This is a genomic window from Deltaproteobacteria bacterium, from assembly GCA_019309045.1.
In the GTDB taxonomy this organism is placed as follows: domain Bacteria; phylum Desulfobacterota; class Syntrophobacteria; order BM002; family BM002; genus JAFDGZ01.
The window spans coordinates 28,916-48,745 of the sequence record JAFDGZ010000005.1 but is presented as its reverse complement, the minus strand read 5'-3'; the positions used below and the strand labels follow the sequence as shown (position 1 = coordinate 48,745).

At 54.4% G+C, this 19,830-nt stretch carries 18 protein-coding genes and 1 pseudogene; 7 read left to right on the top strand and 12 right to left on the bottom strand.

Features of this window, described 5'->3' with window-relative positions; translation table 11 throughout:
- The first annotated feature begins 92 nt into the window (after positions 1-92).
- Positions 93-2,000, top strand: a complete 1,908-nt coding sequence (locus JRI89_02205; GenBank protein ID MBW2070047.1) for a DUF4445 domain-containing protein — start codon at positions 93-95, stop codon at positions 1,998-2,000.
- Between the two features lie 190 nt (positions 2,001-2,190).
- Entirely contained in the window at positions 2,191-2,478 is a 288-nt protein-coding gene (locus tag JRI89_02200) for a MoaD/ThiS family protein (protein ID MBW2070046.1), read from the top strand.
- Here JRI89_02200 and pylD read toward each other — a convergent pair.
- The 5 genes from pylD to JRI89_02175 form a co-directional block, all read right to left on the bottom strand.
- Positions 2,443-3,387 (bottom strand): 3-methylornithyl-N6-L-lysine dehydrogenase PylD, encoded by a 945-nt coding sequence (pylD, locus tag JRI89_02195; GenBank protein ID MBW2070045.1) that lies wholly within the window; start codon positions 3,385-3,387, stop codon positions 2,443-2,445. The genes JRI89_02200 and pylD overlap by 36 nt on opposite strands.
- A 12-nt stretch (positions 3,388-3,399) precedes the next feature.
- The gene (gene pylC / locus JRI89_02190) at positions 3,400-4,566 is read right to left on the bottom strand and encodes a 3-methylornithine--L-lysine ligase PylC (GenBank protein MBW2070044.1); all 1,167 of its coding nucleotides are present in this window, start codon (positions 4,564-4,566) and stop codon (positions 3,400-3,402) included.
- A gap of 201 nt (positions 4,567-4,767) precedes the next feature.
- Positions 4,768-5,610 carry a pyrrolysine--tRNA(Pyl) ligase large subunit gene (locus JRI89_02185; GenBank protein MBW2070043.1) on the bottom strand — a complete coding sequence of 281 codons (843 nt, stop codon included), beginning with the start codon at positions 5,608-5,610 and terminating at the stop codon, positions 4,768-4,770.
- A 351-nt stretch (positions 5,611-5,961) separates the two neighbouring features.
- Positions 5,962-6,657 (bottom strand): vitamin B12 dependent methionine synthase, encoded by a 696-nt coding sequence (locus JRI89_02180; GenBank protein ID MBW2070042.1) that lies wholly within the window; start codon positions 6,655-6,657, stop codon positions 5,962-5,964.
- A 101-nt stretch (positions 6,658-6,758) separates the two neighbouring features.
- Positions 6,759-7,829, bottom strand: a complete 1,071-nt coding sequence (locus JRI89_02175) for a branched-chain amino acid aminotransferase (protein ID MBW2070041.1) — start codon at positions 7,827-7,829, stop codon at positions 6,759-6,761.
- 304 nt (positions 7,830-8,133) lie between these two features.
- Between JRI89_02175 and JRI89_02170 the strand changes: the two genes are divergently transcribed.
- Together JRI89_02170 and hisF are read left to right on the top strand one after the other, a co-directional pair.
- Entirely contained in the window at positions 8,134-9,417 is a 1,284-nt protein-coding gene (locus JRI89_02170; GenBank protein ID MBW2070040.1) for an acetyl-CoA C-acetyltransferase, read from the top strand.
- A gap of 259 nt (positions 9,418-9,676) precedes the next feature.
- Positions 9,677-11,254: an imidazole glycerol phosphate synthase subunit HisF gene (gene hisF, locus JRI89_02165; protein MBW2070039.1), complete on the top strand. Its 1,578-nt coding sequence runs from the start codon at positions 9,677-9,679 to the stop codon at positions 11,252-11,254.
- A gap of 112 nt (positions 11,255-11,366) precedes the next feature.
- Here hisF and JRI89_02160 read toward each other — a convergent pair whose 3' ends face one another.
- The 3 genes from JRI89_02160 to JRI89_02150 form a co-directional block, all read right to left on the bottom strand.
- A complete protein-coding gene (locus JRI89_02160) occupies positions 11,367-11,891 on the bottom strand; it encodes a PilZ domain-containing protein (protein ID MBW2070038.1) in 525 nt (174 codons plus the stop codon).
- A 273-nt stretch (positions 11,892-12,164) separates the two neighbouring features.
- A complete protein-coding gene (locus tag JRI89_02155) occupies positions 12,165-12,521 on the bottom strand; it encodes a PilZ domain-containing protein (GenBank protein MBW2070037.1) in 357 nt (118 codons plus the stop codon).
- Positions 12,522-12,771: 250 nt separating this feature from the next.
- A complete protein-coding gene (locus JRI89_02150; protein MBW2070036.1) occupies positions 12,772-13,044 on the bottom strand; it encodes a hypothetical protein in 273 nt (90 codons plus the stop codon).
- A 543-nt stretch (positions 13,045-13,587) separates the two neighbouring features.
- Between JRI89_02150 and JRI89_02145 the strand changes: the two genes are divergently transcribed.
- The 3 genes from JRI89_02145 to JRI89_02135 all read left to right on the top strand — a co-directional run bounded on the left by JRI89_02145 (position 13,588) and on the right by JRI89_02135 (position 15,761).
- Positions 13,588-14,205 carry a cytidylate kinase-like family protein gene (locus tag JRI89_02145; protein ID MBW2070035.1) on the top strand — a complete coding sequence of 206 codons (618 nt, stop codon included), beginning with the start codon at positions 13,588-13,590 and terminating at the stop codon, positions 14,203-14,205.
- A gap of 415 nt (positions 14,206-14,620) precedes the next feature.
- Positions 14,621-15,094, top strand: a complete 474-nt coding sequence (locus JRI89_02140) for a GNAT family N-acetyltransferase (GenBank protein MBW2070034.1) — start codon at positions 14,621-14,623, stop codon at positions 15,092-15,094.
- Between the two features lie 193 nt (positions 15,095-15,287).
- The gene (locus JRI89_02135) at positions 15,288-15,761 is read left to right on the top strand and encodes a transcription elongation factor GreA (GenBank protein MBW2070033.1); all 474 of its coding nucleotides are present in this window, start codon (positions 15,288-15,290) and stop codon (positions 15,759-15,761) included.
- 11 nt (positions 15,762-15,772) lie between these two features.
- Here JRI89_02135 and JRI89_02130 read toward each other — a convergent pair.
- The 4 genes and pseudogenes from JRI89_02130 to JRI89_02115 form a co-directional block, all read right to left on the bottom strand.
- Positions 15,773-17,227 (bottom strand): annotated as a pseudogene (locus JRI89_02130) (RtcB family protein).
- 76 nt (positions 17,228-17,303) lie between these two features.
- A complete protein-coding gene (locus JRI89_02125) occupies positions 17,304-17,747 on the bottom strand; it encodes an archease (GenBank protein ID MBW2070032.1) in 444 nt (147 codons plus the stop codon).
- A gap of 296 nt (positions 17,748-18,043) precedes the next feature.
- The gene (locus JRI89_02120) at positions 18,044-18,700 is read right to left on the bottom strand and encodes a helix-turn-helix domain-containing protein (GenBank protein MBW2070031.1); all 657 of its coding nucleotides are present in this window, start codon (positions 18,698-18,700) and stop codon (positions 18,044-18,046) included.
- A 78-nt stretch (positions 18,701-18,778) separates the two neighbouring features.
- Positions 18,779-19,672: a P-loop NTPase gene (locus JRI89_02115; protein ID MBW2070030.1), complete on the bottom strand. Its 894-nt coding sequence runs from the start codon at positions 19,670-19,672 to the stop codon at positions 18,779-18,781.
- Between the last annotated feature and the right edge of the window lie 158 nt (positions 19,673-19,830).

Sequence of the window (19,830 nt, the reverse complement as noted above, 5' to 3'; positions counted from 1 at the left end):
AAATATCAGTGTCACAGGGCCGTATTCTTCATCCCTGAAGTCGAAATGGGTATGGAGAACTGCAAATCGACAGCTGGAGGGTGGAGATAACTATGCGGAAGACTGAGAAAAAGTCGCTGCAGACAGCCGATATGCCTGAGGAAATCTTGGCCGAAGTTCGCCTCACATTCGACCCCCCGGGTATTTCCAGGACGGTGCCAGTTGGCAAGAGTATAATCGAGGCTGCAGATGGCTTGGATATTCCTATCCGCTCCGACTGCGGCGGCAAAGGCCTTTGTGCCAAGTGTTGGGTGGTAGCCGAGCCAGCAGCCAATCTGTCTCCGTTGACCGAGCCGGAGCTGGACGTCTTTACTCCAGCAGAGATCAAACAATCCTACCGCCTCGCCTGTCAGGCAAAGGTTGCCGGCAATGTGAATATTCGCATCCCGAAGCACGCTCTTGCTGGTGCGGAGAGTGGAGACAAGGTTCTCGCCACGGACAGGTTTCCAGTCAATCCAATGGTAAAAAGAATCGCCCTGCCGAAGGAGAGGCTGCCCAGGGATGCTGCCGGCTCAGATCTGGTCAGCTGGGTGATCGACAGGGCTGGCTCTCTCACAGAGCGGCCCATCCATATAGAAGACCTCGAGGCATTGCGGCAACTGAGTGAGGCAGGAGCAGATGGGGAGCCCATCACTCTGGTGCACCACGAACAGAGGGGTGTTACTGCGGTAATTGCGGGAAAGAGGGAGCAAAGCCTGGGTGCGGCCATAGATGTTGGCACCACCACACTGGCTGCATATCTCTGCGATCTGACAACCGGGAAGTTGCTGGCGAGAGCTGCCTCGCTGAACCCACAACGCCAGTATGGTGAAGACGTCATCAGCAGAATTGCCTATGCAGATGAACACACCCATGGTCTTCAGGTGCTCAATGCCCTGCTCATCGACGCTGTAAACCACCTTGTTGGCCGCTGTCTGTCCAAGATCAATGCCAGCCGTGAAGACGTTGATGAAGTCACCATTGTGGGCAACCCAACTATGGAAAGAATTCTGATGGGCCTCCACCCCCGAGGCCTGGGGATGTCGCCATATTTTCCTGTAATTCGAGCTGGTCAGAACCTCAAGGCCCGCGACCTTGGGCTGGAGATGAACCCCGGCACCAATGTTTACGTATTTCCGGTGATCTCAGGGTTTGTCGGTGGAGATACGGTAGGCGCCATCCTTGCCGATGCCATTTATCAACGCGGTGAAACGTGTCTGCTCGTCGATATCGGCACCAACGGCGAGATTGTCCTCGGCAATTGCCAGCAACTGTGGGCCACAAGCTGTGCCACCGGCCCTGCCCTGGAGGGGGCCCAGATTTCCTGTGGGATGCGCGCTGTTCCAGGCGCCATTTACCAGGTGGCTATCGATCCGCGCAGTTTGCAGCCCCAGTACAGGGTCATTGGTGAAGAGCACAATATTTTACCAGCTGGCCTGTGCGGCTCCGGCGTAATTGACGCCATCGCCGCCATGCTGAGAAGCGGCATTCTGCTGCCCAATGGCCGCCTCGAACAGGGAGCGCCCGGTGTGGTCACAGACAGTCAGGGCCAGGCCAGTGAGTTCATCCTGGTTCCGGCTGACAAGAGTGCCACAGGCAAACCCATCAGCATCAAGCAGTCTGATGTACGTCAATTTCAGCTGGCAAAATCTGCCCTTTCGGTCGGCATAGAGCTGTTGATGAAGCATGCCAAAGTGGACAGAGTCCAGCGAACTGTCTTGACCGGCTCTTTTGGAGCCAGGTTTGACTGGAAAAATGCCCTGGACATTGGCATGTTGCCCAGGAAGGCCTTTGGCGGCCAGGTGTTATCCCTGGAAAATCTAGCTGGAGTAGGTGCGGTGCTGGCGCTGTTGGACAAGAGCAACCGCGAACTAGCAGCAACTCTCGTCCAGAAAATCCACACTGTCGATCTGGCCATGGATCCCGAGTTTGCCACGCGCTTTTCCGAAGGCACCCTCTTTCCGGCTCATGAAAGCACCTGAGCACCTCTTTTTTGGACAACCCTCGCTCCGTGCCGCGCCCCTGATCCTGCAAACTGCCGGGCGATGCTGCAATGGCGGCTCGGGCAACTGCAGCTGCCCACCCAGGTGCCATGGATGGAAAGCTCAGAGCGTCGAACGGTATGCTGCCTGAGGCAAGATCATCTGGGTGAGTGGGCCCTGGATAACCAGTATGATTGAAATCAATGTCCAGTTCAAAGGAGTTGTCGCCCAGTTGACTGGGTGTCCCGAAATGTGCCTTACCATTGAGCCGGGCACTCGGTTGTTGGAATTCTTGAACCTGCTGGCCCACCGTGTGGGCAGTGATTTCAGTAAACTGCTCCTGGACGAATCTGGCAGAGTGGACAGGGGCATCTTGATTGCCATAGAAGGAAGGGCCGTCCCTGCCGACAATTATGCTGCATACCGCCTGAACCACAACTGCTCATTGGCTATCATCCCAATTGTTGCCGGCGGTTAGAACCACAGCGGCAGCCAGACCCTGCAGACACTCTTCACCGTCACCTTGTCTCCAGAGATCTCCAGCTGCCGTCAACTGACCGAACGCAGCAGCCAGGGCCATGGTAGCCACTCCCAGAGGGAGTGAATCATGATAGAAGCGCCGGCCAATCTTTGCCGCTGCTTCCGGCGTCAGTCCGTGCGGCACCCCAGGCGCCACGATCACCGTATCTCTATCAATGGCATCGGCATCGATTATCCTGGCTGCGGGCGTGGCATCCACAATGCACTGGCTCCCATTGATAAGTGCCTTCACTTCCCTGACCCACTGGACGTTCGCACCGGCAATGGTCCGGATTTCAGAGGCCAGCCGGCGGGCCCGCTTGTCGTTGATGTCGCAGAGCGTCAGTTCAGCTCCCATCTGCGCCAGACGCAAGGCAGAGGCGGTGCCCACCGGACCGCAGCCAATGACACCACAAGCGCGGCCTGAGACCCCCCTGACCATCATGTCGAGAAGAACCGCAAAACTCTCACCCGTGGCCCGGCTGTTGTCGGCAATCGCCCGAGACCTGCTGTTGATGGCCAGGAAGCACTGATCATCGGCCAGCAGCAGAATGTCAGCCCCATTTGCATAGGCTTCAGCAATGCCCGCCACATCACTGCTGCTGGTCTTCCACGAGTGAAAGCCCACGTAGCCTGCTATAGCGCAGACCGCCTCGGCAAAGCCGGAGATGATTCCTTGCCCTGCAGTCATTGGCACCACTGCAAGGCGCAATCTTTGAAGCGGAAGGCCGCACGAGCCCTCTTGAATGCCAATAGTTCTGAGGGCCACCTGCCGCAAATCACTGTGGGCTCGTTCATACAAATCCTGATCAATTCGCTGCAGATAATCCTTCGCTTCCTGGCACTTTGTTGCAGTCAAGCGAGTCATCGCATGGACTCCCTAGAGAACTTTCTGCGGTGAGGGATCAGAGTATTCAACAGGACCAAGGTGTCGACGAATAGCGGAAATCACCTCATCGCGATGCTGCCAGGCATCGGCGGCATCTGTACCCGTACATATCAGCGTGGCCACCCAGCGCATCTTGCCGGGCGCATAGTTGGTCAAGGCTTCGTCAGCCCCGAAAAAATCACGGCGAACATCAAGTGGCCCCGCATGGGCCATCACACGTTCACCAGTGACGCTGAGTTTACCCGGACTCACCTCAATGTGTTCCAGTACAGTCCCCTTGCCTGGTTGTGAGGGAACGGCCGCCACCGGACAATCGCCTGCGATAGTGCATCTTGCCAGGGCATGGACCATGTTTATCCCACATGACCAGTAGACCGTGATGGGCGTCTGACTGGGAAAGCGGGCGTCTATTTCGAGCACCTTGAACGTTTCATCAGAAAGGATTACTTCGACATCTATCAGGCCAAGCAAATCCAGGGCATCGGCAATGTTGATGGACAGAGTTTTCAGCTCTTCTATCCGCTCCGGGGGCAGAGCAGAGGGAGCCAGGACGCGTTTGCAGTCATACCGGTCGTCCATCTGCAGATCGGTCACCTGGAAAGCTACAGTACAGCCCGGAGTGCGCATAACTTCAACAGAATAACTCGGCCCATCGAGAAATTCCTGGACTAGCCAGCCTTCCGAGGCCGGGGTGTCTTTGATGCAGGCCTGCATGTCGCGCTCAGTGGCAAAAATGCGAATGCCCGCACTGCCGCTTCCCCGACTGGGTTTAGCAATAACAGGGAACCGGCAATCAGGCCAGGATTCAGGCACGGGAAAACCGCAGCGGCAGAAAAACGCCTCACTGGCTATCTTCGAGGATGATATGGCATAGGCATCAGGATCGTGAACAATGGGTATGCCGCGACTGCCAGCCCAGCCATGCAGCTTTGCCAGGCCGAGCTGGGATTCCAGCGCGGGGAACACCAGATCCACCTCCTGCAATACAGGGTCCAGGGCACCAGCGTCGAGGATGTCAATTTGTTGGAAATGGTCGCAGAGTCCCCTTGCTGGAACCATGGACTTGCGGTCGATGAGGATGACTTCAAAGCCGGCCTTTCGCGCCAGGTAGGCGACTTCCACACCCTGCAAGGCCCCGCCGACCACGGCTAGTTTCATGGCAGTCCTTCTTGCTTTGAAGAACCACGTCCAGAACCGGATTGCGCCAGGCGATGCCACTGCGATCATCCAGGCTCGGCGGCATGCGCCGGATGGCGAAACCCTGGTTGCTCGAGCCAGCTTACACTGGAGCTCAGAATCAGCACCAGCCGGTCCGCTGCCCATTTCGGGCTGCAGCATCTGCCGCCCTGCAGCCTCAAACTACAGGCTCAGACTGATCCCGTCCAGATAGGATATACTGCGGCCCAGCCTGCCCAGGCTGCTCCAACCTCCAGCCGCCATGAGCAAACGCTCCAGGCCAAAGCCCACGCCAATCCATGTTTCGTGCAGCCGCCAGGCAGCATCAAGAGGGTGAGGTCCCATGGCGGAGGATCCCAACTCGAGGCGGTTGCGGCCGTCAACGATGTCGATAGTCTCCCCGTAAACTTCGGAAGCAGCCCTTTCCAGTCGATAGTCCTCGATACCTGCTGCCGTCATAACAGCCCTGGTCAACTCCTCGAGCCTCGACTTGCGGTTCTCCAGAGGCAGTCCCATTTCCACGATGTTTACCATGGTAAACTCGTTGCTGTGGCGGCTGCCCTGGGATTCTTTGCGAAAGCAGGAGCCCACTTCGAACAAGCGGACCGGGCGCTCCCATAAACGGAGAAGATCCTTTAAAATGAAGTATAGATGAGGAGCAAGCATCGGCCGCAAGCACTTGCCTTCGCCGAGCCAGTAGATTTTGGAGAAGAGAGGATGTAGTTCGTCGATTCCCATGCGTTTGAGAAGTCCCCCCGCCATGATAGTCGGCGTTGTAACCTGGACAAAGCCCTGCTCGAGGAGCATTTCGACAAGTCGACTCTCCAGTCGGCACAATGCGGGTCTGCGATAGTGATCCCGATACTTCCGCAGACGCCTTTTGGCCGCCTCCACCAGCCTCTTTTCCAATTTCTGATACTGCCGGTCCCTCTCTTCGGCATCAGGAAACCTCTTCTCCTGCACCGTCTCATCTACCTGCAGTTCCCGCAGGCGGCAGCGCTGGCTTGTTGTCCAGGATACGGTCAACTTCATCCTCGTCGAACATTAATTGAGACAGGGAAGAACGGAGCCGTCTTGACGGCGCAGGCCCATACCCTGTCTCCAGGGAAGTCAGCTGGCGGGAGGTCCGGGAGTTGCACCCGGCTGCGCGGATTTAGAGTCCACGTGATCTCATTGCGATCCACCCCCCGAAAAACCGCTGCTACTATAACACAGCCGTGCTCCTGATTCAAAATTCGACTGCACCATATTGGCTGTCCAGAGTTTATCTCCACAAGGTCTTGCTAGAACAGGCCGCAACAGGACTACATGCAGCCGTACCAGCAGGTTTATCCTTGGCAGCAACTCATTCCTGCTCTGTTATGTCGGCGGAGGCTTTCAGGACTTGTGCAGGCGAAACCGCTTGTCATAGAGTTCCCTGTCATAAGGAGCTCTTCTTTTGGGGCAGTTCTCTCTCGGGCACAGCTGGCAGGCTGCAAAATCAACTTCAACTGGGAAGAGAATGCCGGAGAGGGATTGTACCGGGTCCATCATCAAACTATCGGTGAGGCGAACGCCAATGTGCTCCTCTGTGTCCCCCAGAAGCGAGAAGAGTGGACTCTGCTCCTCGACAGGCCAGTCATCCAGTGAGCCGGGGCTCAGCATGGCGGTCTTGCCAACAAGATAGCGCTGCTTGATATGTTCCTCCAGAAAGTGCACGGCTGAAAACAGGGCCCTGTCCATGATGGCCTCCGCCCAGAAACGCTCGACAACATCATCTTTGGACATGGCCCACCGGGCCAGCTCGCTGCCACAGGTTGCCACAAAAGGGAAAACCCTCTGAACCTCGGCCAGATTGACCGCCAGTACCAGGCTCCTGAGCTCGATCCCATCAAGGACAACAGCCTCTTCGCGGGCGGCATCCACATAGGCCATCTTGTAGAGTGCCTTTGGCCTGGCGATCTGCACTGCCTCATTCACCAGGCTCTTGAAAGACTCCCAGGAGATCGCACTGCCCCTCTTTATTCGCAGTTTTCTGGCCAGTTTCTCCGCATTGATCTCTGCTTCGATATTGTCCAGTATTACAGCGTCCATTTTCTTTCTAACGGCCAGGACCAGCAAAGCAAAGCGGACCTGAGACAAACCTTGTTGCTTGCTTCAGGATCGCCTGGGGCGCAACAGCACCGCCCTGCTGTTTACGCCAGGCGAAGCCTCCAGCCGAAAAGATCCTGCCGGCGGCCATACTGGATGCCGGTGATTTCATTGTAGAGCTTCTTCGACAGCTCACCTGTCTGGCCGTCTGCTACCTGAAAATCCTCTCTCTGATAGCAGATCAGGCCCACGGGTGAAATAACTGCAGCAGTGCCAGTGGCAAACATCTCCCGCAAAGAGCCGCTCTTGCATCCCTCCACCACCTCCTGGATGGAGATTGGCCGCTCCGCTACCTGGATCCCCCAGCGGCGAGCGAGCTGCAGCACAGAGTCTCTGGTGACGCCCGGCAGAATAGTGCCGCTCAGGGGAGGGGTGACAAGCTCATCATTTATGACAAAGAATATGTTGCTGGTGCCGACCTCCTCCACATAGCGGCGTTCCTTGGCATCAAGCCAGAGAACCTGGGTATAGCCTTTCTGGCTGGCCTGGCGCCACACATACAGGGTGGGGCCGTAATTGCCCGAAGTCTTCGTCTCCCCGACGCCCCCCTGGGCAGCACGAATGTAGGTGTCGGAAACGTAAATTCTAGTAGGCCTGAATCCCTCGCGATAATACGCCCCTACAGGAGAAAGCACAATAAAGAAAAGGTACTCCCTGGCAGGCCTTACTCCAAGGGCCGCCTCGGTGGCTATCATAGTTGGTCTGATATATAGAGATGTCCCTTTTGCTCGAGGAATCCAGGCCCGGTCCACAAGGATCAATTCCTTCAGGGCCCGGAGAAAGAGCTCGGCATCCACTGCGGGCATGACCATCCTTCTGGCAGAAGCGTTCAGCCGTTCAATATTCTTGTGGGGTCGAAACAGGGCAATGCCACCATCCGGAAGGTGATATGCTTTCAGACCTTCGAACACCTCCTGGTTGTAATGGAAAACCATGGCCGTGGGATCGAGCCTCAGATCGCTGTAAGGCTCAATGCGGGCATCGTACCATCCCCTGCCCTCGCTGTAGTTCATGAGAAACATGTGGTCGGTGGTGTATCTGCCAAAGCCGAGCTCGGAATCGGCAGGCCGGACCTTCAATGCAGCGGCGGGGCGCTTGCTCACTTTGATTTCCATGGCTGCTGCCTCTCTCATCTGCCAATCAACCCTCTTGCAGACCATATCTATAGCACAGTTTTCCCAAATACCGTAACCTACCTCCTGGCTTCTTTCAGGCAACTCTTCTTCCGGAGGATTCGTCTGGTAAACCCTTGTTGACTTTATGAAAAAAATATAATAGTTTTTGCTACTTGCATGGCGAACGAATCTCCTTGTCCTCCTTTGCTCTCGCCAACTCTATTCTGGCTTCAGCAGAGGACAACGCCTGGAATTTAAGCAAAAGAATTAGAAACGAATTACCGCCAAGAAAGGGAATGCGAAAATGAAAGAGGTTGTAATTGTCTCTGGAGTGAGGACAGCGGTAGGCGCTTTCGGCGGCACCCTGAAGTCGACGCCCGTCGTCCAACTCGGGGCCCTGGCACTAAAGGGAGCCCTGAAAAGAGCGGGGCTCAGACCCGTGGCTCCAGCGGATGTGAGCCGGTTCGAACCCAACCCTCTCAAGGGCACAGGCCTGCTGGAGCTGGAAAGCAAGGCTTACGATTATGAGGAAGCCCTGCAACCGGTGGATGTGGACGAGGTTGTCATGGGAAATGTGGTGGCAGCCGGCCAGGGACAGAATGTGGCCAGGCAGGCCATGATAAGGGCGGGCATTCCCAAAGAGACAGTCGCCTTTACCGTTAACAAAGTCTGCGCTTCGGGCATGAAGGCAGTGGCCCTGGCGGCGCAGGCCGTCCGTGCTGGCGAAGCCGAAGTGGTCCTGGCTGGGGGTATGGAAAACATGAGCCTCATCCCCTACGCCGTGCCTTCCGCCAGATGGGGGGCGAGGCTGAACGATGCCCAGATGATCGATCTTCTGGTCTTTGATGGACTGTATGAGATATTCTACGGCTACCATATGGGAATAACCGCTGAAAATATTGCCGAAAAATACGGGATTTCCAGGCAGGAGCAGGACGAACTCGGCGCTGTCAGCCATGCCCGCGCCAGAGAGGCCATAGCCAAGGGGTTGTTCAAGGATGAGATCGTCCCGGTGACTGTACCCCGGAGAAAAGGCGAGCCCATCATCTTCGACACTGATGAAAGGCCGATGGATACCAGTGTGGCGAAAATGGCCAGACTGGCCCCGGCATTCAAGAAGGATGGCACGGTCACAGCCGGCAATGCCTCGGGCATCAATGACGCTGCTGCGGCACTCCTACTCATGTCAGCGGAAAAGGCAAAAGAGCTCGGCGTCGAACCCCTGGTCAGAGTGCGAACCTTTGCAGCAGCAGGACTGGACCCCGCCTATATGGGCCTCGGCCCGGTGCCTGCAGTGCGCAAGATTCTCGCAGGAAACAAGTACAGTATTGCTGACTTTGGAGCCATTGAATTGAACGAGGCCTTCGCCGTGCAGGCCATCGCCTGTATGCGAGAGCTCGATTGCGACCCGGAAAAGACCAATGTCCTCGGCAGCGGCATCTCCATCGGCCACCCCATCGGCTGCACCGGCGCCCGCATCATGGTCACCCTGATCCAGCAAATGGTGCGCCAGCATCATCAACTCGGGCTGGCCACTCTCTGCATCGGAGGCGGACAGGGCATGGCTGTAGTGCTCGAGAGAGCCTAGTTTGCCTGTGACAGCAACAGCAGTCTGGCAAACAGTCTGCATGCAGACAGATTGTTGTCAGCCAGAGCCCCTTCTCGAAAATGCATCTCTGTCTCCTGGATTCCAGGCAGCGACTGAAAGGGGCTCATGCGGCTCCTCCTGAAACTCCTTGACCAGCAGCACCGGTTTGCTTGAATGACAGGTTTGCCCGGAGTCGCACATTTGCTAGGATATCTTTACCACAAGCGGAGCAGCACATCATAGTAGAGAGGATACTGCCATGATTACCCTGCTGGACTATGGGGCCGGCAACGTCAGAAGCGTAATCAATGCCATTGAAAAGCTGGGGGAAGAGGTCCGGGTGGTCCAGTCGCCCGAAGACATCCTCTCGGCTGAAAAGCTGGTGTTTCCTGGGGTAGGCGCCTTCGGCAATATGATGCGCATTCTTGCCCAGAAAAACTATGTGGAACCGCTCAGGAGCTACCTCAGCTCTGACCGACCCTTTCTGGGAATCTGCCTAGGTCTGCAGGCCCTGTTCGATTACAGTGAGGAAGCCCCTGGAGTGAAAGGACTCGGCATCATCCGGGGCAGCGTCAGGAGATTCACCACCGACCTTTCAGTGCCTCACATTGGCTGGAACGGCGTTTGCGTCAGGCAGCCAACAACCATCTTTGCTGGCCTGAGCAGCGAAGAAAAATTTTATTTCGTCCACTCCTACCATGTGGTTCCTGAGGACGAATCCGTGGTACTCACTACAACCGACTATGGCTACGAATTCGTCAGTGCTGTGCAGACTGCAAACATCATTGCCACCCAGTTCCATCCGGAAAAAAGCGGCGATGCCGGTCTGCAGGTTCTCAAGAATTTCCTCCAGCCCGGGACCCTGAAGACAGGGCCCGTACAGCCTTGCCAGCCCACCAGGCTGGCAAAGCGCATTATCGCCTGTCTGGACGTGCGCACCAACGACCAGGGCGACCTGGTTGTCACCAAGGGTGATCAGTATGACGTGCGTGAGCAAGGCGTTGTGCGGAATCTCGGAAAGCCAGTTGAGCTGGCAGAGCGTTACTACAAGGAAGGAGCTGACGAGATCACTTTCCTCAACATCACCGGTTTCAGGGACTTCCCTCTGGAAGACATGCCCATGCTGGAAGTGTTGCAGCAAACCTCCAGGAAGGTTTTCGTGCCGCTGACCATAGGTGGCGGCATCAGGGACTACACTGATAGAAATGGCAAGACCTATAAAGCGCTCGAGGTGGCTGCCGAGTACTTCAGGTCCGGCGCCGACAAGATTTCCATTGGCAGCGACGCAGTGCTCATTGTTGAGGACTACCTGAGAACAGGCCGCAAAACTGGCCAGAGTTCAATTGAACAGATCTCAGCCGTCTACGGCAACCAGGCGGTGGTGGTCTCCATTGATCCCAGAAGAGTATATCTCGAGTCGCCTGCCGAGGTGCGGCACCAGGTAATCGAGACCTCCCTGCCGGGGCCCAGGGAGGAGCGCTACTGCTGGTACCAATGTACCATTCAGGGAGGCAGGCAGGGCAGAAACCTGGATGCCATCACCCTGGCGCGGGCCTGTGAGAAGCTTGGAGCCGGTGAGATCCTTCTCAACTGTATTGACCGCGATGGCACCAGCCTGGGCTTCGACCTGGAGTTGATAAACGCGGTCAAGAGTGCGGTTTCCATACCGGTGATCGCTTCCAGCGGTGCTGGACGGGTGGAACACTTCTATGAGGTGTTTACCGGGACCGCAGCAGAATCTGCCCTGGCCGCCGGCATCTTTCACCGGCGCGAAGTTCCCATCTCCCTGGTCAAGAGATACCTGCGAGGCAAGGTAGAAATCAGGGATGCCAGGTAAACGTTTTCTGCCGGAAGACAAGCTGTAACCAGTTGTCCGCGTCTTTGATGATGTCTGTATTTTGGCAAGTGGTCAGGAGCTGGTCAGTTTGCCGCTGGAGCCAGCGGCTGGTTTATTGGTCCTTGGGCAGGCGGGCGCGCTTGCTGGCCAAACCGTCACGGCGCACCTGGGTGGTGAGCCGGCTAATGAGACCGTCCAACTTCCCCAGGATAGTGGCAGTCTTTTGCAGTTCGATGGCTTGTTGGTGGACAACCTTGTACACATGCTGAACCGCCATCGACAGTGTCTCCAGTTCATTGATGAGTGCGGATTGAGAAACCTTCGCATGTAATATCTGCCGCTCATTGTCAGAAAGACCGGTGTAATAGAGGGCCACGTCGCCCTGAACCTCCATCCTTGTCCGCTCACCAGCGTAATTGGTCCTGGCCACTACGGTGTTTACCGAGATTGGCGGGTGGTTGGGAATTCTGAAGATCACACAGAACCTATCGTGGAGGGCAAGTGGATAGGCGCAGGTGACAAGCGCCCCGCCAACACTGATGTTTTTGGTTTCACCGTGTTTGGGGCCCTCGGGGGTGAGAATGGTAACCGGCCATCTGATGGTGGCCCTGGGATGTCTGCGGCGATTTTTTTTCATCTTTTTCCCGGCAACAATTGCAGGAACCCTTGAACTCGAGCCTCCCTTTATCCAGAGATCAAAGCAAATAGTCAGCAGCTTCTGCCTCTGGCGGTCCGGGCCTCATTCAGTGCCAGCTGCATCAGAATGTAGTTCGGTTCTTTCATGAATTGCAGTGGTGCACCGGCTTCAGGCACAGAGCCAGCACTGGCGCGGCCCTTCGGCAATAGCACCTGCCCCCTGAGGGGCCGACTTCCATTCATGAACGATCAGGGTGGTGTTCATTGTCAGATTTCATCCCTGTTGTCCAGAGGGAAACAAGCCGGAGGCGAGCGCGATGATAAATTTGCGGTCCGTCTCAGAGATCTGGGTAAAACTGATGCCGATTCCACATCTGGGGCTGTTGTTTTCCGCACAACGCACCTGCAACCAGGCCACCTTGGCGTCAACGCTCAAGGCCAGCCTGTCCGGCACCATTATGTGTAGCTTCACTCGATCTTCAGGAAAAAGTGGCTCCTCGCACCTGATGAAGGCGCCTCTGGCACTGATGTTTCCTGCTTCCGCCAGTTTGGCTCCTCCCGGGCCCTGAACCAGGGCAGGACAGTCAAGATATGCTCTCGGGTACCTGCGTCGTTCGCCATGATGAGACATGAAGTTGGTCCTTCTCCGATTATGTCGTACAGTTCAGCAATTATCGGCTTGATTATGCCACAGGTGGTGCAGGTCAAACCTCCTCCTCAGGCATAGCCCTAAAACCACGCCTCGGCAGTTGTCATTTAAGCAAGAGCGAATCTGTCCCTCGCATCCTTTGCCATTTTCAGGCTGGAAATTGCCCTCCTCAGGCAAAAGGCACTAGGAGGCTAGATTTCTTGCTGATAACTGGACGTGAGTGGCTGTTAAATCATCTGTTGCCGATGAACCCTTGACGCACCAGCCACTGTATTGCCTTGCGGCACTCTGCCGCATCCTTTTCCCGGCTGAAAAGACTGCGCTTGTAAATGCTGAGCGTCAGGGGCGCATGGCGTCGGCCCGTGTTCTGGTCGACTGTGTAAGGATTCTTCAGGGCCCGACGTATCTGGGTCATCCGTCTGATCTTGTTGCGATACTCTCTGAGAAGCCACTCAGGGCTCCTCCCTGATTCCACCACCCACGCAATGTACCCACCCCGCTGCATGGTTTCCCTCTCTTCTGCCGAAGATGTAGAAAATCGCGAACTGCATGCAGTCCAGCTCTTCTCGCGGGTTCCAGCTTTGCCGCGAATGGGCATGCTTGCTATCCTTTAGCCGAATATGCCCCCTCAAGTCAAGCTTGGCTTGCTGCCAAAATGAAGTACTAGGCTGACGGAGCAGCAACCATAGTAACCTGTCCATAATGCAAGGATTTCCTCACTGAACCAGCATAACACTGCAAAATCATGAACTTTTTACCACAGAGAGAAAAAAGTGTTGCAGAATCAGCATGATAGCAGCATCTATCTTGACCGGCGCAGCACACTGGCAAGTTGCTTTCCCCTCTCTTGCTTTGATTTTCTGCTAATTTCATTCGAAATCTTCTATATCCTCTGCATATATCTGCCAAACAATCCCTGTGGGTCAAAATCTCCGAGACAGAATTCTGTGGAAAAGGGAATTTCTATCAAGGAAGTTGCCAGGCATGAATTTTTCTTGTAGTCTGGAAACAGAACCTGGCAAGCCTTTGCTGCAAGAGAGGGATACTCATGGCTGTTGTTACCATTTCGAAAAACTTTGGCTGCGGGGCCAGAGATCTGGGCCGGCGTCTGGCGAAAAGGCTTGGCTACGCTTATATTGACAAGGCCTATTTTCAAAAAATCGCTGAGCAGCTCGACGTTTCGGAAAGAACCCTGGAATCTTTTGAACAGGGGAGGCAGTACCGCATTGCCAACATTTTCTCACGCCTTTTCAGCAAGAACTACATTGAAAGAATTGTGGGCTATGACAAGACCGTAATAGAGGAAAAAGAGTATCAAGAAGCTCTGCGAAATCTCGTTATCGGTGTGGCGCAGCAGGGCAAGGTGGTGCTCGTTGGCCGAGCCAGCCACATTATCTTGAAGGATTTGCCGAACTGCTACCACTTTCGGATAGTGGCGCCTGTTGGCTGGCGCAAGGAGTATATAATCCGTGAATATGGGGTGCGGGCCATTGAAGCAGACAGTGTCCTGGCCGAAAGGGACAGAAACCGGGAATGGTTTCTCCGTTTGATGGGCGGTGAAGGCTTCGACGACCCTGTACGTTTCCATGTCATTGCCAATGTGAGTCTACTTTCTGCTGAGGACATCATCAATCTCTTTGTGAGAATTGTGCAGCGAACCCTGTGACCACAGGAGTGGCTCGACTCCGGAACAACCGTTGGCGAGAACTGCGACAAACAGTGTGCTGCCTGGAAAAATTCCTCGTCTCCTGCGATGCAACCTGCAGAACACCTGTTCCTGTAGATCTGACCAGCAAGCCAATACCCTCACTGCAATTTTCCCTGGCTGCATAAAGAACCTGCTCGGCCCTCATTGATCAGCTCCTTTTCTGATGGGCCTGACAGTCTGCATTCCTGTCTGAGTGCCCGCCTCATTTCATGGCGTCACACAGGCAATGTCAGCTGTTTGCTGCAGTCTCTGCCATGGAATGGCAACCACACCGTCAGGAAAAAAGCCCTGTTTGGACTGGATGCCTCCTGAAACACCAGCTCAGGAGTTCCACAGGGAGTGCGACTCTTATCACAGCGAAAGGATGTGAGACATGAATGCCTCAGGTGATATTAGAATAGCTACAGAGAAGGATCTTCCGGAGGTGTTGGAGATCGAACGCTTGTCGTTTCCTCACCCCTGGGGCCATCATTACCTGAAAGCTGCCCTGCAGGACCTTTTCATCATCTTCAAGAAGGAGACCGTCATGGGCTTTCTCATAGCCGTGTGCTATCAGAAAAGGCTCAGGGCCAATATTATGAAGGTCGCGGTTCATCCTCATCATCGAGGCAAGGGGATTGCCAGGAAGATGTTGCAGGAGGCGCTGCAAATCCTGCAGCATAAAGGTATCAAGGAAGTAGAGTTGGATGCAAAAATGCTCGAGGTTAGTGTGGTCAATTTTTACGAAAAATTGGGCTTCAGGGTAAAGCGGCTCATTTCCCCTGATTCAGAACTGGAAGACTACCACTTTTTTTCCATGTGCAGATCTTTGACCGATGACAATAATTTCAGTTCGGATATGTCATGAGTGCAGACTGCCGGGCTCCATCATGACACATAAGGTCTCAGCTTCCCTGACCAACAGCTCTGTAGTCAGCCATCCTCACCTGGGTCTGGTCAAGGAGTCGATTTTGAGGTACCATTAGTAAGCAAAGCGAGGGATCAATGGCATCTGGGTTGCAGTGGAACGTTGAACCTTTTGGCTGCTCGGAAGCTTGGGCATGGAAAAGAAACCTATTACTAGAGACGGTTACGAGAGGTTGCGTGCCGAACTCGCCTTTTTGTGCCGCTTTGTACGTCCTCAGGTAATCAACGACCTGCTCCAAGCACGCTCCTTCGGCTATACAGCCAACAACCTGCAGTACTTCGCTGCCAGGGAGCGGCAAGCCTTTGTGGAGGGCCGCATCGAGGATCTCCGCCGCAAACTTTCTCTTTCTCAGATTGTGGTGAACCAGCAGCTCAGCTCTGTTGCTGTTGCCTTTGGCGATACCGTCCAGGTTGAAAACCTGGATACCGGCCAACGAGCCATATATCAAGTTGTCGGCCCCTTCGAATCTGATGCCTTTGACGGACGCATTTCCATTGATTCGCCCCTGGGGCGCACTCTTTTGGGCCGGCGAGTAGGCGACGAGATTACCGTATACGCACCCGGCGGTGTACGGGGCTACAGAATCATCGCTATATTCCCCTGCTGACAGGCAGACCTCTATCCCTTAATTACTCCCATGGGTCGCAGTCTGGCCACTTTCTTGCTTATTCCTGCACCATGCACCGCCTCCACCACTTCACTCACATCCTTGTAGGCCTCTGGGATTTCTTCCTTGACCGTTGCCTTGCCAGCACTGCGCACTGTGATCCCTCTGTCTTCGAGTTCACGAATGATTGCCCGGCCTTTGGCCAGTTTCTTGGCCTGATGCCTGCTCAAAACCCTGCCGGCCCCATGGCAGGTGCTGCCAAAGGTCTCAGCCATGGCTCCCTCAGTGCCCACCAGCACGTAAGAATAGCGTCCCATGTCTCCCGGAATGAGCACGGGCTGGCCTATTTCCTGATAAGCAGGGGGAATTTCTGGATGATTGGCAGGAAAGGCCCTGGTGGCCCCCTTGCGATGGACACACAGCTTCATTTCCTTGCCGTCCACCCTGTGGGTTTCGATCTTGGCGATGTTGTGGCAGACGTCATAGATGAGGCTGAGACCCAGACTGCTGGCACTGGCGCCAAATACCTGTTCGAAACTTTCCCGAACCCAGTGAAAGATGAGCTGCCGATTGGCAAAGGCATAATTGGCAGCTCCGGCCATGGCTGCCAGATACTGCCGGCCCTCATTCGAATCTATTGGAGCACAACACAGCTGGCGGTCCGGTAGTTCGATGCCGTACTTCTGGGAACTCTTCATAAGTATCTTGATGTAATCATCGCATACCTGGTGCCCTAGACCACGGGAGCCGGTGTGGACGATAACCGTTACCTGATCCAGAAAGAGCCCGAGGGTGCGAGCCACTTGTTCATCATAGATCTCCTCAACGAAGCCAACCTCCACAAAGTGGTTGCCGGATCCCAGTGTTCCCAGCTGAGTCTTTCCTCTCTCCAGGGCTTTGTCGCTTACCATCCCAGGATCAGCTCCGGGGATGCAGCCCTTCTCCTCTATGTGCTCCAGATCTTCAACGTAGCCGAAACCACGCGCCACGGCCCAACCAGCACCCTTCTGCAGCACCTTGTGCAATTCAGCGACCGATAAGCGCAGATCCTTGCGTCTGGAGCCAACTCCGCAGGGAACATTCTTGAAGAGCGTCTCCACCAGCTGCCGCATCCGGGCGCTCACTTCCTGGCGCTCAAGCCCTGAGCGCACGAGTCTCACTCCTCAGTTGATATCGTAGCCAACGCCCCCGGGAGAAACAACTCCCTCGGTCAGAGAAAAGGCTGCCACCCCGCCTATGGGAAAGCCATAGCCCCAGTGAATATCGGGCATAGCGAGAGAATTCCCCACGATACCTGGAAGCCAGGCAACATTGGCTACCTGGACAAGGCTCTCGTCCTGGCGGATATCAGCCATCATGGCTTCAGTGGCATACACCATGCCGCTGGTGCGCATTTTTCCTGACTGAACCACCCGCCAGCGGTATTGATCCACCTGTTCTATGGCAATGTTCTGTTTTGCTGTCATTGTCGACCTCCTCTGAAGGCTCTGAATCAGCTCCCTTGCTGCAAAGGGCTGTTGACATAGTATACCCTTTTGTCCCTCAAAGGTCGAAGATCACCTGTGCCTGCCAGCCGTCCTTCACCTGGACCACCTCCAGTTGATGATAGGTGACGGCTTTGATCTCAGTTTTGACCACGTGGACATCTGCTGAGAACTGCTCGCCCCAGGCAGTGGCCCGCAAAGCCGCTTCCTCAACTTCTGCCTGGAATTTGCCGAAAATCAGTCCTTCTGTGTCAAACACATAGAGAAGCTGCTGCAGCCAGTTCACCAGAAGAATCTCCAGGTCCTCCTCAATGAGATTAAACGTCCGCTGAACACGAGGAGAAATCAGCTGTACCTCGGTGATAATTTCGGTCATGGCCCGGGCTGCCAGTTCGAATATACCTCCCAGAGTGGCCGCCCGAACGCGAATTCCCACATCCGCTGTGTGGTCGAAAAACTCGAATGAGCCGCGTTCTGTCCCAGAAGCAATGCTTTTCTTCATTGTATTTCGAGTCCACTCTCTCGGAGATCTATCCATGAGCCGCTGTCTCGTTATTTGATACTACCATGTTTTCACAGAAAGGCCAGAATATCGGCGAGCTGGCCGCCGCCCTCCAGCGCAGCCGCAGGTCGACACCAGCAGGTAACAGGCAGGTTGTCTGCTAAAAAGCTCGCGGTAATGCCTTGCCAGGAGGCATCAGAAGCGGGCCAAGGGGAAGGACCCTCTCATCAGGAGCAGCGCCGCCACTGGGATTTGCCCTTGCAGGATGTGGGCTCGAGTAATCATCTGTCTCCAGCTCATGGAGTCTTCTGTTGGACGTCTTTATTCCGCAGGTATCTTGCCACAACCACTTTGGCATCTAGGTTGAGAAGTTCAGCATATGAACTCAGAAAACTCTTCACATAGATTTCTGGAGGCAGGTGGCCATAATCATCTTCTTCAATTGCCTGCAAAATGTTGGGGCTGATTTTGGTTATCTGAAAGAGTTCCTCCAGCCCCAGACCAAGGGCCTGGCGAAGGTTCTGCAAATCCTGGCCGCTGATGAGCTCCTTTTCCATGAGAGCCGCAATTATGTGCTGCACCTTCTTGCTTTGCAGCTTTTTCTGCAGTTGGGCGGTAAGAGCATCTGCCCTCTCCACCGAGCTCAGGTGGAAAACAGGAGCAGTTCTGGCTTTCGCTCTTTCTTCCAGACTCTCTGGGGTTAGCCTGCCGCTTTCCAGGAGTCTCTGGTTGTACTCAGCTCGTTTATCCTGATTTACCAGAGTGGCAAAGGCCGTTTCGATCCTTGCCAGGATATGCAATCTCTCCTCTTCGCTGAAAAGCGAGTAGGTGGCCAGGGCATCCTCAGAATAGATCCCTATGAGCCTTTTATAGGCCTGTCTGATTTCAAACGTCGAAGCACTGGTAGGCACTTCGAGAAGTTCGTAATAAGTTAGCTGGTCAAAGGGGCCCATAAAACAGTTCCATTAAATGAAAATAAACCGGAGGTAAAAGGCTAACAACAGTAAAAGATTGGGCGTCGCCAATACCCGCTACAGCAAGCCCAACAAATTCTTCGTAAGTTTATCAAGATCCACGGCAGTCGTAGTATAGGGATATCTATGTACAAAAATACTTCTATTAAGAATGGACTGATGTACTCTAGTATCGTAATGAACATTACCTAAAAAATGGAAATTTTTGTAAAAATGTCTATTACAAACCAGAGTAATTTGCTGACCAAGTGTGAGACTGTCGCTCTTATCACATTTATTTACAATTATATTAAATGACATTTTCTTTATTGTTTCTTCGATTTCTTTCCCTAGCTCCTCATACTTGGTACTAAATAACTTTATCAGGTCAGATGGATATTTTATCTGTCCCAGAGCAAATTCAGAGATCTCTTTTTTGCACATATAGCTAATGCCCAGTTTGCTTACTAACTGCTTTAATTTTCTAAAGTAAATGGTTTTAATCATGCGAAAAGTATTTTCAATCGCTGTGGGTTCAGGTGTCGTTACGATCAGACCTTTCTCCGCACTGAGAAAAAAATCCAGGGTGTTGAAATGTGTGCCAGATCCCAGGTCCAATATAACAAAGTCGTGCGGCAGATTTTGAATACCGCGGACAATCTTTTTTTTCTGCACGTGGTACAGATTGGCAACTTCCAGCGAACACCGGGCAGAACTCAGGAGAAAAAGATTGTCGACAGGCGTAGCTACTATCCCCTGCTCCAGGCTGGCCATTTTCTTGCTGATGTAGCCATCGAGACCCTTTACCGGGCATTTCATCCCCATAAAGGTATGAAGATTCGAGGCCCCGAGGTCCAGATCCACCAGGACCACGCTCTTGCCATGTTTTGCCAGCAGCGTACCCACACAGGCAGCAATGAAGCTTTTTCCAGTCCCGCCTTTTCCCCCGCCTATGGAACAGACATGACTCATGTGCTCACATATACTTCCTTCTGACCTCAGCACCGAGACAAGGAAAAATTAGCCGGCTCCCCCGTCAGAAAAATGTAAGTGTACGGATCTACAAACAGGCAAGTATCTTCTGGAAAGGCAAGGATCTCAACCCCCAAGAGTCTCCTTGAGCTGCCCTC

What these genes read in the sequence shown, in the direction of transcription:
- JRI89_02205 (MBW2070047.1), top strand. Translation starts at nt 93, where the DNA reads ATGCGGAAGACTGAGAAAAAGTCGCTGCAGACAGCCGATATGCCTGAG.
- JRI89_02200 (MBW2070046.1), top strand. Translation starts at nt 2,191, where the DNA reads ATGATTGAAATCAATGTCCAGTTCAAAGGAGTTGTCGCCCAGTTGACT.
- pylD (MBW2070045.1), bottom strand. Translation starts at nt 3,387, where the DNA reads ATGACTCGCTTGACTGCAACAAAGTGCCAGGAAGCGAAGGATTATCTG.
- pylC (MBW2070044.1), bottom strand. Translation starts at nt 4,566, where the DNA reads ATGAAACTAGCCGTGGTCGGCGGGGCCTTGCAGGGTGTGGAAGTCGCC.
- JRI89_02180 (MBW2070042.1), bottom strand. Translation starts at nt 6,657, where the DNA reads ATGGACGCTGTAATACTGGACAATATCGAAGCAGAGATCAATGCGGAG.
- JRI89_02175 (MBW2070041.1), bottom strand. Translation starts at nt 7,829, where the DNA reads ATGGAAATCAAAGTGAGCAAGCGCCCCGCCGCTGCATTGAAGGTCCGG.
- JRI89_02170 (MBW2070040.1), top strand. Translation starts at nt 8,134, where the DNA reads ATGAAAGAGGTTGTAATTGTCTCTGGAGTGAGGACAGCGGTAGGCGCT.
- hisF (MBW2070039.1), top strand. Translation starts at nt 9,677, where the DNA reads ATGATTACCCTGCTGGACTATGGGGCCGGCAACGTCAGAAGCGTAATC.
- JRI89_02160 (MBW2070038.1), bottom strand. Translation starts at nt 11,891, where the DNA reads ATGAAAAAAAATCGCCGCAGACATCCCAGGGCCACCATCAGATGGCCG.
- JRI89_02155 (MBW2070037.1), bottom strand. Translation starts at nt 12,521, where the DNA reads ATGTCTCATCATGGCGAACGACGCAGGTACCCGAGAGCATATCTTGAC.
- JRI89_02150 (MBW2070036.1), bottom strand. Translation starts at nt 13,044, where the DNA reads ATGCAGCGGGGTGGGTACATTGCGTGGGTGGTGGAATCAGGGAGGAGC.
- JRI89_02145 (MBW2070035.1), top strand. Translation starts at nt 13,588, where the DNA reads ATGGCTGTTGTTACCATTTCGAAAAACTTTGGCTGCGGGGCCAGAGAT.
- JRI89_02140 (MBW2070034.1), top strand. Translation starts at nt 14,621, where the DNA reads ATGAATGCCTCAGGTGATATTAGAATAGCTACAGAGAAGGATCTTCCG.
- JRI89_02135 (MBW2070033.1), top strand. Translation starts at nt 15,288, where the DNA reads ATGGAAAAGAAACCTATTACTAGAGACGGTTACGAGAGGTTGCGTGCC.
- JRI89_02125 (MBW2070032.1), bottom strand. Translation starts at nt 17,747, where the DNA reads ATGAAGAAAAGCATTGCTTCTGGGACAGAACGCGGCTCATTCGAGTTT.
- JRI89_02120 (MBW2070031.1), bottom strand. Translation starts at nt 18,700, where the DNA reads ATGGGCCCCTTTGACCAGCTAACTTATTACGAACTTCTCGAAGTGCCT.
- JRI89_02115 (MBW2070030.1), bottom strand. Translation starts at nt 19,672, where the DNA reads ATGAGTCATGTCTGTTCCATAGGCGGGGGAAAAGGCGGGACTGGAAAA.